The following is an 11892-nucleotide window of genomic DNA, read 5'->3' as shown; positions in this document are numbered from 1 at the left end:
CATTGAGGTGATCGTATGGCATTATTAAGTTCCCGCATCTATAAGATTGTAGTTTTTTTCTTTGTTCTAGGTAGTTTCCTTATGATTCGGTTATTTTATTTGCAAATTATTGAAAATGCAAGTTTAGTTCGGCAAAGCTTAAGCATGCGAATGCAGGAAGTTCCAATTGAGGTAACTAGAGGTGAAATTGTTGACCGTACAGGTTTGGCCTTGACGAATACGGGTTATTATTTTAGTATTGTTATTTTTCCTCAACAAATTAAAAATTTATCAATCGTAACGACTCAATTAGCGGAGTTAACTGGATTATCAGCGGGATTTTTTATGGATCAAGTACATGATCATCAGCAGCCTTTTAAACTCAAAGTCATGATTGATCCTGTTATGCGAGAGAGAATCAACAAGCTAAAAATACCTGGAGTTGTTGTTGTCGCAGAAAGGTCTCGTTATGGTTATAGTGCGTTGGCTGCGCATGTTACTGGCTATATTAATAGTGCAGATAACCAAGGTGTTAGCGGCATTGAAGGGATGTATGATGATGTACTACGGGGAGGACCCGCAGAATATGCGACTGCCCTTGTTGATGCAGGGCAAAAAATAATCCCAGGTCTAGGATATAAACGTGTACGGCTGACAGACGGTTCAGGACCGAATCACGTAGTGTTAACTTTAGACCGAAGTATTCAACAAAAAGTGGAAAGCATTATGGATCGCCATGGAATGAATGGGGCAGTTGTTGTATTACGCATCGCGACTGGTGAAATTTTAGCAATGGCTTCACGTCCAAGTTTTGATGGCAATCATCTGAGTGAGTATTTACTGCAGGATACGGCACCTCTCGTCAATCGGGCAGTATCGGCTTATCAGCCAGGATCAGTTTTCAAACTTGTAACAGCTGCTGCTGCCTTAGAAAATGGCATAACGCGTCCTGACGATGTTTTCTTTGATCCTGGATATATTGAAGTGAATCATTTACGCTTTAATGGGTGGGATTATGATAAGGGCGGGCGCGGACGATTAACATTTACAGAAGCGCTTGCTTATTCAAGTAATCCTATATTTATTGAAGTGGGGTTAAAGGTTGGTGCTGAAAAAATAATTTCATATGCCAAGAAATTTGGTTTTGGTTATAAAACCCATTTGAATTTTACTGGTGAAGCTGCAGGGAATTTACCAGAAGTTGATGCTATTTATCCAGGTGAACTTGCTAATTTAGCGATTGGACAAGGGAAACTTGAAGCGACTCCTCTACAGGTTGCTTCTCTTGTTGCTACGATTGCCAATGATGGTATAAAAGTTGACCCATATTTGGTGAGTAAATTAACTAAAGATAATGGTGTTGTTGTTAAAAGTTATACTGTGTCCCCTGGTATGCGGGTTTTATCAAAAAAAACGGCGAAGCAATTACAAGATATGATGAGTGCTGTGACAGAATATGGAACTGGTCAGACTGGATATGTCGATGGATTTGGTTCGGCGGGTAAAACAGGATCAGCAGAAACAGGTCGGAGGAATGCTGAAGGGCAGGGCATTAGTCATGCATGGTTTGCAGGATATGGACCGCTTCAAAATCCTCAATATGCCATTGTAGTTTTTGTTGAAGATGGTATGTCTGGTGGTGATGTGGCTGCTCCCATTTTTGGTGAGATTCTCAAAGGGATTTTGGAAAAATAAAAAAATTGACTGTGCCCAAGCCACGGCGCAGACTAAATTCTTAGTTGCCCTTACTTGTGATCGAGAAAGTATTATACTTTCTTTTTGATTACGTAAAAAAAGACTTGAATCAAGTCTTCTTTATAAAATATTCTAGGCAAAAAAATAAAATTATGTTAAAATATAACGACTAATAAATTATTATGTTAAGGCTGTGATATAGTGGAAATAGAAAAACCGTGTATTTTGGTTATTCATGGACCTAATTTGAATTTATTGGGAAAACGTGAACCAAATGTTTATGGTAAGCTCACACTTAATGAAATTAATGATAAGCTGATTGCTAAAGCTGAAAAGCTGGGTATTAGATTAGAATTTTTACAGTCTAATTATGAAGGTGCTATCGTAGATGGAATTCAACAAGCTGATGGGCGTTTTGCTGGCATCGTGATTAATGCTGCTGCCTTTACCCATTATAGTATTGCGATTCGTGATGCGTTAGCTGCCGTTTCTGTTCCCGCTATTGAAGTACATTTGTCTAATATTTATAAACGCGAGCAGTTTCGTCATCATTCGGTCATTTCAGCAGTTGTGCATGGGCAGATTAGTGGTTTTGGTGCTGATAGTTACCTTTTAGCATTAGAAGCAATTGCCGGTATTATTGGTGGTGAGAGCTAATATGGAAAGACGAATGAAAAAGCTTCGCAGATTTATGAGTGAGCAGGGTATACAAGGCATGTTGATTACTAAACCAGAAAATAGGCGCTATTTTAGTGGTTTTAGCGGTTCAACAGGTACCTTATTTATTTCTGATACGGAGAGCAAATTGCTAACTGATTTTCGATACATTGAACAAGCTACTAACGAAGCGAAACAATATGAAATTTTACGCTATACTGCTAATCCTTATGAACTTGTATCAGAGATGACCAGTAAACTTGGTTTAGAAATCATTGGATTTGAAAGCGATTTTGTCACTTATGGTACGTATACTAAACTGGTGGAGAGTATGCCTACTCTTCAACTATTACCTGTTGAAATTGATGGGTTACGTATGGTTAAAGATATGGATGAAGTGGCATTAATCAAAAAAGCGGTTGAAATAGCAGATTCTGCTTTTTTACAGATTCTATCATTTATAAAACCAGGTATCAGTGAACAAGCTGTAGCCTTGGAACTTGAGTATCAGATGAGGAAGTTAGGGGCAGAAAAGCCTGCATTTGATACCATCGTAGCTTCTGGTAAGCGAGGAGCATTACCTCATGGCAGGGCTTCACAAAAGCTAATTGAACTTGGCGATTTTGTAACTATGGATTTTGGCGCAGTCTATCAGGGATATCATTCCGATATGACCCGTACCATCTGCATAGGAACAGCCACTGAAAAGCAACGAGAAGTGTATGAAATTGTTCTTGCTGCTCAATTAGCTGGTGTAAAGGCCGTAGGGCCAGGAAAAACGGGTAAAGAAATTGATGCTGTAGCTCGAAAAATTATTACTGATGCAGGTTTTGGTGATTATTTTGGACATGGCTTAGGTCATAGTTTAGGTCTTCATATTCATGAAGATCCAAGACTCTCGCCTTCTAACACCCAAACTGTTTTAATGGAAAATATGGTGGTAACAGTTGAACCAGGTATTTATCTGCCTGAATGGGGCGGAATACGCATTGAGGATACGGTTTTAGTTAGTACGGATGGTTGTCAAATCCTAACGGCTAGCAGTAAACATTTAATAGAGATATCCTAGTATTAAAGAGAATGATGGAGGTTATATAATGATTTCATGTAATGATTTTCGTACAGGTGCAACAATTGAAATTGATAACAATGTTTGGCAAATCGTAGATTTCCAACATGTTAAGCCAGGTAAAGGTGCTGCTTTCGTTCGTACAAAAATGAAAAATGTACGCTCTGGTGCTGTTGTTGAACGTACATTCAATCCTAATGAAAAATTCCCCAAAGCACGAATTGATAATCGTCAAATGCAATATTTATATGAAAATGATGGACAATACAATTTCATGGATAATGAAAACTATGAACAGAGTGAATTGACTGCGGCACAATTGGGTGATGCAGTGAAATATCTCAAAGAAAATATGGATATTAGTATTATGTTTTTCCAAGGCAATGTAATTGGTGTTGAGTTACCAGTTGCCGTTGCTCTTGAAGTTGTTGAAACGGATCCTGGTATTCGTGGTGATACGGCTACAGGTGGGACTAAGCCAGCAAAAATGGAAACAGGCTGTGTCGTTCGTGTACCTTTATTCATCAATATCGGTGATGTTTTAAGAATTGATACTCGTACTGGTGAATATTTAGACAGAGCATAATGATTGTTCTTCATGCTGTATTCTTACATTGTAAGAATGCAGCATTTTTTTTATCCATCATTATATTGTAAAATCGTAAAAATAATAAGAATTAACTGCTGATTTATTGGGCACAATATTGCTAGTCTATTAAGAAAATTAGCGAGGGGGTTTGTGTATCTATGGGAAATATTAAAGAACGAGTAGCTTATTTGCAAGGTTTAACTCAAGGTCTTAACCTTAGCTCTCACTCTTCTGAAGGTAAATTATTAATTAATATCATTGATGTTCTTGATGATATGGCTGAAGAATTTAATAAGATTCAAATGGTACAAGATGATTTAGAAACTTTCGTAGAGAGTTTGGATGAAGATTTAAGTGATTTAGAAGAAGAAGTCTATGAAGATACTGGAGCTGAAGATAGTGTGGAGATGCAATGTCCTTCTTGTCGTGAGACGGTCAGCTTTGCTTCAGATTTGTTAGAAGAAGATGATGATGTTGAAGTATCATGTCCACATTGTGGTGAGACAGTATATGATAGTGCCTTAGAAATTGATGTTATGGATGTAGATGACCAAGCTAATCGTCACGTTGCTTCAGATATTCGATATGGTATTCATCCAGGACTATAGACAATTATAATAATAAGTCAATTCTAAAATCCCGATTATCGGGATTTTTTTTACGTTATTGGTATATATTTTTTTTTATACCATATCTATGTAAAGAAAGGATGGGGAATCAATGCTTGCGATTGAAAAAAATGAGATTGAGACTATACTACAAAATTTTATCTTCCCGATACTCCCCTATCAGTTAGCGGCGATGATTCGAGAGGTTCCAATCAGTCAATTGACAAATTTGACTGAAATCAGATTGCGTGTGAATAAGCCATTGTTGTTAGTATTAGGGAATGTAGATATTATGCTAACTTCTAAAGGTAAATTTCTGAGGACTCAAGATGGGGCGTATCGCTGTGACCGAGATGATATTCATACAACATTACAACTAATTAGTAAAAATTCTCTTTATGCTTTTGAACAAGAATTAAAAATGGGTTTTATAACAATTCATGGTGGACATCGCATTGGTTTGGCAGGACAGGCAATTGTTGATGGTGGAGAGATTAAATCATTAAAAAATATTAGTTCTCTTAATATTCGTATGGCTCGCGAAATAAAAGGCTGTGGGCGTGATGTTATACCTTATCTGATTGGTGAAGGAAAACGAGTCGTCAGCACATTATTGATTTCGGCGCCCTGTTGTGGCAAGACAACGTTGCTGCGTGATTTGATCAGGCAGATTAGTACAGGAAATACAAGCTTTCCAGGAGTTCAAGTGGGGGTCGTTGATGAACGGTCAGAGATCGGGGCTTGTAAAAATGGAATACCGACCGTTGATCTAGGCCCGCGTACCGATATACTTGATGCTTGTCCTAAGGCAAGTGGTATGTTGATGTTAATTCGTTCAATGTCACCTGCAGTGATTGCGACGGATGAGTTGGGACGTGCTGAAGATTTGTATGCAGTGCGGGAAGCCTTGCATGCTGGTGTGAGTGTTTTAGCGACTGTGCATGGACGAGATAGTGATGAGGTCATGCAACGTCCCTATGTAGGGGAGCTAATCCAAGGTAAATATTTTGAACGTTATATTATTTTGAGTGATCAACCTAAGGTAGGAACAATTGAAAAAATTATTGATAGTAAGCGTAATGAAGTTTTATGGATGCCATCATCTGTAGACATTCTGCGAGGAGTGAATCTATGAAAAGAGAGGTGCAATATGTGGCTTAAAATAGCAGGTAGTATGCTAGTGTTTTTTGTAAGTTCGTGTATCGGTTTTAAATTAGCCGCTCGTTGTAGTGGACGACCACAGCAGATTAGGCAGGTTATTAGTTGTTTGAACTCTTTAAAATCTTATATCACATATGCCAGTGCTCCACTCCACGAAGCTTTGATGCAGTGTGCTCATGGTATACATGGTCCTATTGCTGATTTTTTTCACCATGTTGGGATGAGTTTAGAAGAAAATAGCAGGTTATCACCTCAACAAGCAATTCATGCAGTGCTCAAGCAGATGAAAGGTGAGTTAATGTTTGAGTCGTCTGAATTAGAAATATTAGGAGTTTTAAGTGCTAACTTAGGAATTATGAGTCGGCAGGAACAGGGGAATTATTTATCAATGGTGATTGAACAGTTAGAAAAACTTGAGAATGAGGCAACAAGATTACGTGATCTAAATACTAAAATGTATCGTTATCTCGGAATTTGCGGAGGAGCGGCAATTGTAATTTTATTAGTGTAATTCCCTATCATTGAAGATTGCCGTTAAGAAACTTTAGTGCAATCGATAAGGAGGCGGAAAATGGGGCTAGATATATTGTTTAAGATTGCTGGTGTTGGTATCTTAGTTTCAGTTTTTCATACAGCCTTGAAACAGGCCGGTAAAGAGGATATGGCACATTTATGCACTTTGGCAGGATTTACCATTGTATTGTTGTGGGTTGTACAATTACTGGGAAGATTGTTTAATACAGTACAGGATGTTTTTAAGTTATTCTAAGGGGTGCACAGCATGGAAATGATTCAGATTGTCGGTCTAGGATTTGTCGTAACATTACTTATCTTAATTATAAAACAGCAAAGGCCTGAGATCGCTGTACAACTCAGTCTGGCATTGGCAACGATCATTTTCCTCATTGTATTGGGGAAAATTAATGTTGTTTTAAATTTATTTCGTGATATGGCAGCCAAGGCCAATATTAGTTCAATGTACTTGAATACAATTCTAAAAATTATTGGGATTGCCTATGTGACAGAATTTGGTGCCCAAGTTTGCCGAGATGCTGGGGAGGGAGCAGTTGCAGGCAAAATCGAATTTGCTGGTAAAGTATTGGTCATGGTGATGGCAATTCCGATTATTGCTTTGGTCCTTGATACAATTGTAAGATTGATTCCATAAGGTGGATTGCAAATGAAAATCGTAATGATGGTACTTTTCTTATTATTGATGAATACTTGGAGTGTTGCAGGCAATTCTTTTGATCATGCTGAAGTGGAAAATCAATTATTAGAAACTTTATCCACTGATACAATCAATCAATTTATTACTCGAGTCAATCAAGAATTAAATGGGGATATTCCATTACTCAGCAGTGCAAGTATTAAAGAAATTGGAATGCAGGGACTAACTCTAAATTGGCAAACCATATGGAAAACCGTAGTTGGAACTTTATTTAGGGAAGTTGCTGCTAATGCTCACTTGATGGGTAAATTATTATTTTTAGCGGTCTTATGTGCCATGTTGCAAAATCTGCAAAATTCATTTGAAAAATCGAGTATTTCTATGTTGGCATATAGTGTTTGTTTTATTTTTATGATGGTGATTGTATTGACTGCATTTTACAATGCAGTCGTACTGGCAACTCAGACTGTAGGATATATGGTGGGTTTTATGGAAGCTTTACTGCCATTGTTAATTTCATTATTGGCAGGTGTAGGGGCATTGACATCCGCAACTTTATTTACCCCCTTAATGTTATTTGTAATTAGTAGTGTCAGTATAATCATTAAAGATGCGGTTTTGCCATTACTCTTTTTAACAGCGATCCTTGACTGTTTGAATTTTTTATCGGATAAGTATCGTTTAAGTAATCTAGCTAGTTTATTGAAACAAGCAGGTATGATGGTTCTTGGACTGGCAATGGTGCTTTTTATTGGGATTATTACGATTCAAGGTGCGGCCGGAAGTGTAGCCGATGGGCTTACGTTGCGAACGGCTAAATTTGCCACAGCTACATTGATTCCAGTAGTTGGGAAAGTCCTTGCAGATACTGTGGAATTAGTGATGGGTGCTTCTTTATTAATTAAGAATGCAGTAGGAATTTTTGGAGTAGTTGTCATTTTTCTTCTTTGTTTATTTCCCTTACTCAAATTATTATCCCTCATTGTAGTGATAAAAATATCGGGTGCTTTGGTACAGCCTATGGGAGATGAAAAAATGGCTAAATGTCTTGAGGCCATGGGTAATAATTTATTATTGGTCTTTGGAGCTGTATTAATTGCTGCTTTGATGTTCTTTTTGACCATTACCATGATTGTTGCTGTTGGCAGTGCAGCCATGATGTTAAGGTAGGTGCTGTTATGATCGCCGCGTTTACGAGTTGGATTAAAACCATTATTTTTGTTGTTCTCTTTGCTTCCTTTCTTGAACTCTTGTTGCCAAGTAGCAGTATGCAACGTTTTATTCGGGTTATCATGGGACTCTTTATTATGCTGGCAATTTTAAATCCAGTCATTGAAGTGGCTCAAAATTATTTAATACCTACGCAAGTTCCTGTTCTCAGTACGACTTCAGCTCAATCAATGGTGATACTCGATCATGCAAGAGGGACTGCTGTAGAACGCGAGCAATTGTCAATTGAAACATATAAAAAAGAACTAGCTCAGCAAATGAAAGTCATGATTATGGCGTTAGATGGTGTGGCTGATGTAAAGGTTATAATTGATATCAAGAGTGGTCAGCGTGAGAAACTCAGTAATATGATTGATGGCATTCAAGTGTATGTAACACCAGGTATTGAGACTAGGGGTGTTCAGATCGCCAAAGTATCCATTGGGGAATCTTTGAGGCCAACAGCAGATGTAATGATAGAACTTGAGCACAAAATTAAAAAAATGATCATTGAATTATACCAATTACCTAAAGAAAAAATAGAAGTGAAAATAGTACATTCATAGAGGAGATGAGATGGTACATGAATAGTTTAGAGGCAATTGTAGCGGGGGTAAAAAGAATATGGCCGGAGCAATTGCTAAAAGACGGTGTTATTAATACCAGACTAATTTGGTTGGGTCTTTTAGGTATTCTCTTATTATTATCTGGTGGAATATTAGATAATCTATCAACAAAATCTAAAGTCGAAGTTCCGATGGAAATGGTGAAGAGCCCTTTGCCATCAAATAATACGTATGAAGAAGTATTGGAAGGAAAGTTGTCATTGATATTGGCAAAGGTAAAAGGAGCAGGGACCGTCGCTGTTCATATTACACTAGAAAATAGCAGTACGCAGGAACATGCGAAGAACATGATAAAAGAAAGTAAAGTGATTCAAGAAAAAGATACTTCAGGAGGAATTCGTACAACAACTGAAACTAAGGAAAGTGAGCAAATTCTGATGAGTAAAGAAAATGGAATTGATCGTCCAGTTCTTGTGCAAGAAATAAAACCTTTGATTAAAGGTGTATTAGTTCTTGCAGAAGGTGCATCTGATTCAATTGTAAAAGCAAATTTAACAAAAGCGGTTGAAGCTGGTCTTGGTGTTCCGCCTTATCGAATTACTGTATTAACGCAGCGAAAGTGAGGAAACAATAATGAAAATATTGATGATACGTATGATCAATAAAAATAAGATCATTTTATTTGGAATCATGATTGTAATTGCACTACTTGTAGGGATATGGGGCCACAGCTCATTCTTGCAAGCACGCGTTGATCATTCGACGGCCATGCAAGTCACGAAAAGTGTTGCTGCGGAACAAGTTATACCTGTCAGCAGTCCAGATTTTTTTACAGAGTATCGATTGGAACGTGAAAAAATTCGTAGTGAACGTTCGGACTTATTGAGAGATAGCATTAAAAATGCTAAAAATGATGAAGCAAGAATTCATGCTCAAGATATTGTATTAAAAATGATGACGGAAAAGCAAAAAGAAGCAGAAATGGAAAGTTTAATAAGAGGGAAAGGTTTTGCTGATTCTTTAGTTTTTATTCGTGAGAATTCTGTAAGTGCGATTATAAAAGCGACCTCTTTATCGCGTGAAGAGGTGGTACAAGTTGCAGATCTCATAAATCGAGTATCAGGGGTTAAATTAGAAAATATCTCAATTAGTGCTAAACCCTAGAGCCGTGACCGGGACGCGAGGACACCTAGTTTGTCTGCGCGTCCTTATTTAATATTTGGGGTAGTTTACCTTTGTTCCAATTAGTAAGGCTTTGTCGTGTTACTTGACGGACCCTTTTAATAAGATCGAACCAGTGCTTACGCTCTTATACAAAGGTAGCATTAGGGTTTTTCTTATTTGTAAATATGGAAAAGCTTTGTTATAATGAGTAGTAATATAATAGAAACGGCATAAATATATCTTTTATAAGAATGATTTTGAAGGGAGGCCTGTGAGTGGAAAAACGAGAGCGTAATGAAAAAATGGAAAATAATGATGTAGGCTCAATTCGAATTGCAGATGAAGTTGTAGGAATTATTGCTGGCATGGCAGCTACTGAAGTTTCAGGTGTAGCAGGGATGAGTGCAGGATTAGTCGGCGGTATTGCTGAAATGCTTGGTAAAAAGAATTTGGCAAAAGGTGTTAAAGTAGAAGTTGGTGAACGTGAAGCAGCGGTTGACTTATATATCATTGTTGAATATGGTGTACGTATCCCGGATATTGCCCTTCGAGTTCAAGAAAACGTAAAACGGGGTATTGAGTCTATGACAGGGCTTGATGTTGTTGAAGTCAATGTTCATGTGCAAGGCGTTGGGTTTAATCAAGATAGTAAAGAAGAAGATCTTCGTGTGCGCTAACAGTGATGATGTTTAACTTGTAATCGTATTCTAGAAAGGAGTTAGATATGGGAATTATTGATCGCATCATCTTATCAATTTACACATTATTATTGGCCTTTTTATCATTAGGCGTAATTTTGCTTTCACTACGCCTTATCTCTTTTGATTTAGTTTGGACAGGTATTTCACATATCAGCGGACATTGGGAAGCTGGTTTGGTAGGAGCAGTGTTTTTATTGATTAGTATTCGGTTATTATTAGCAGGGATGCGCTCGCGCCGGATAAAAGATACAATAGTTCACCATAATGAAATGGGAGATGTACATATTTCACTTGATGCCATAAAAAATTTAGTTGAAAAAACGGCTAGGCATACACGTGGAGTCAGAGGCGTGAAAGTCCGCGTCAATCTTGCTAATCAAGGGTTAAAAGTATCTCTTAAAGCCGTTGTCAGTCCAGAAGTTCATGTCCCAAGTGTTTCTGCAGAGCTACAAAAACGAATCCATGAGTATATTAAAAATACGGTTGGGGTTGAGTTAGTTGATGTAGAGGTTTTGGTAGAGAATATTTCAAATGACTTTAAAGCCAAACAACGTGTTGAATAAAAGGGGTGGTCATGTGAATTATGAATTGCTGCGAGAGATATGGGAACACCATAGCGGAAAAATCACAGGTATCTTTCTCGGAATGCTGATTGGCATATTCATTCTTGTCTTTGGTTTTTTCCATACAATGTTTGTCATGTTTTGTATGATATCTGGTTATATTGTTGGTAAGAAAATTGATGAAAAAGAAGATCTTATGGATATATTAGGAAAATTATTGCCGCCTGGATATTATCGTTAATCAAGTTCAATGTATAAAATATAGTAATTTTAGAAAAGAGGAAAATTATGAGTCGTAGAAAATCACGAGAAATGGCCTTGCAAACTTTATTCCAATTAGATTATAATACTGCGGATAAAAGTGAGGCATTAGAAGCAGTATTAAGTGAAAATGATAATTTGAGTAAAAATACTCGAGAATATACGGAGTATCTGGTAGCGGGGACTCAAGAAAAAATAGCAGAAATTGATGCTATTATTATGGAAATTTCTGATGAGTGGAAGATTGATCGAATGGCAGGTATCGATCGAAACATTGCTAGAATTGCTATTTATGAAATGAATTATGGTACTGAAAAATTATCACCTAATGTAGTCATTAATGAGGCCGTTGAACTCGCGAAAATTTTTGGCACTGAAGAATCAAGTCGCTTTGTGAATGGAATATTGGGTGCATTAGTTAAGAAAAATATAAAATAATTCTTTTATATATAAAAGATACTATCCAGACTTTTGTCTGGTTTTTTTTACAAAAATATAA

Annotated in this window: 17 protein-coding genes; all 17 read left to right on the top strand. The window is 37.2% G+C overall.

What is annotated here, in order from left to right; translation table 11 throughout:
* Positions 1–15 precede the first annotated feature (15 nt).
* Positions 16–1674 carry a peptidoglycan D,D-transpeptidase FtsI family protein gene (locus tag ACAN52_RS14295; RefSeq protein ID WP_378955584.1) on the top strand — a complete coding sequence of 553 codons (1659 nt, stop codon included), beginning with the start codon at positions 16–18 and terminating at the stop codon, positions 1672–1674.
* Positions 1675–1875: 201 nt separating this feature from the next.
* Positions 1876–2331 (top strand): type II 3-dehydroquinate dehydratase, encoded by a 456-nt coding sequence (gene aroQ, locus ACAN52_RS14290; protein ID WP_378955583.1) that lies wholly within the window; start codon positions 1876–1878, stop codon positions 2329–2331.
* A gap of 1 nt (position 2332) precedes the next feature.
* Positions 2333–3400 carry a M24 family metallopeptidase gene (locus ACAN52_RS14285; RefSeq protein ID WP_378955582.1) on the top strand — a complete coding sequence of 356 codons (1068 nt, stop codon included), beginning with the start codon at positions 2333–2335 and terminating at the stop codon, positions 3398–3400.
* A gap of 28 nt (positions 3401–3428) precedes the next feature.
* Positions 3429–3986, top strand: coding sequence for an elongation factor P (gene efp, locus ACAN52_RS14280; protein WP_378955581.1), 558 nt, complete (start codon positions 3429–3431; stop codon positions 3984–3986).
* A gap of 161 nt (positions 3987–4147) precedes the next feature.
* Positions 4148–4597: a CD1247 N-terminal domain-containing protein gene (locus ACAN52_RS14275; protein WP_378955579.1), complete on the top strand. Its 450-nt coding sequence runs from the start codon at positions 4148–4150 to the stop codon at positions 4595–4597.
* Positions 4598–4709: 112 nt separating this feature from the next.
* Complete coding sequence (spoIIIAA, locus tag ACAN52_RS14270) at positions 4710–5732, top strand: stage III sporulation protein AA (protein ID WP_378955578.1); 1023 nt, start codon at positions 4710–4712, stop codon at positions 5730–5732.
* Between the two features lie 15 nt (positions 5733–5747).
* Positions 5748–6269: a stage III sporulation protein AB gene (locus ACAN52_RS14265; RefSeq protein ID WP_378955577.1), complete on the top strand. Its 522-nt coding sequence runs from the start codon at positions 5748–5750 to the stop codon at positions 6267–6269.
* 60 nt (positions 6270–6329) lie between these two features.
* Entirely contained in the window at positions 6330–6527 is a 198-nt protein-coding gene (gene spoIIIAC / locus ACAN52_RS14260; protein ID WP_378955576.1) for a stage III sporulation protein AC, read from the top strand.
* A 12-nt stretch (positions 6528–6539) separates the two neighbouring features.
* A complete protein-coding gene (spoIIIAD, locus tag ACAN52_RS14255; protein WP_378955575.1) occupies positions 6540–6926 on the top strand; it encodes a stage III sporulation protein AD in 387 nt (128 codons plus the stop codon).
* A 12-nt stretch (positions 6927–6938) separates the two neighbouring features.
* Positions 6939–8099, top strand: a complete 1161-nt coding sequence (gene spoIIIAE, locus ACAN52_RS14250) for a stage III sporulation protein AE (RefSeq protein WP_378955574.1) — start codon at positions 6939–6941, stop codon at positions 8097–8099.
* 8 nt (positions 8100–8107) lie between these two features.
* Positions 8108–8704, top strand: coding sequence for a stage III sporulation protein AF (spoIIIAF, locus tag ACAN52_RS14245; protein WP_378955573.1), 597 nt, complete (start codon positions 8108–8110; stop codon positions 8702–8704).
* Positions 8705–8721: 17 nt separating this feature from the next.
* On the top strand, positions 8722–9327 hold the full coding sequence (locus ACAN52_RS14240; protein ID WP_378955572.1) for a hypothetical protein: 606 nt from the start codon (positions 8722–8724) through the stop codon (positions 9325–9327).
* 10 nt (positions 9328–9337) lie between these two features.
* On the top strand, positions 9338–9868 hold the full coding sequence (locus ACAN52_RS14235) for a SpoIIIAH-like family protein (protein ID WP_378955571.1): 531 nt from the start codon (positions 9338–9340) through the stop codon (positions 9866–9868).
* 275 nt (positions 9869–10143) lie between these two features.
* Complete coding sequence (locus ACAN52_RS14230) at positions 10144–10545, top strand: Asp23/Gls24 family envelope stress response protein (RefSeq protein ID WP_378955570.1); 402 nt, start codon at positions 10144–10146, stop codon at positions 10543–10545.
* 47 nt (positions 10546–10592) lie between these two features.
* Positions 10593–11132 (top strand): alkaline shock response membrane anchor protein AmaP, encoded by a 540-nt coding sequence (gene amaP, locus ACAN52_RS14225; protein ID WP_378955568.1) that lies wholly within the window; start codon positions 10593–10595, stop codon positions 11130–11132.
* A gap of 13 nt (positions 11133–11145) precedes the next feature.
* Complete coding sequence (locus tag ACAN52_RS14220) at positions 11146–11373, top strand: DUF2273 domain-containing protein (RefSeq protein WP_378955567.1); 228 nt, start codon at positions 11146–11148, stop codon at positions 11371–11373.
* 47 nt (positions 11374–11420) lie between these two features.
* A complete protein-coding gene (gene nusB, locus ACAN52_RS14215; protein ID WP_378955566.1) occupies positions 11421–11831 on the top strand; it encodes a transcription antitermination factor NusB in 411 nt (136 codons plus the stop codon).
* Positions 11832–11892 lie beyond the last annotated feature (61 nt).

The sequence above is a fragment of the Pelosinus sp. sgz500959 genome, from assembly GCF_042610375.1.
Classification (GTDB): Bacteria; Bacillota; Negativicutes; order DSM-13327; family DSM-13327; genus CTSoil-075.
This window is presented reverse-complemented; position numbering and strand designations above follow the sequence as displayed.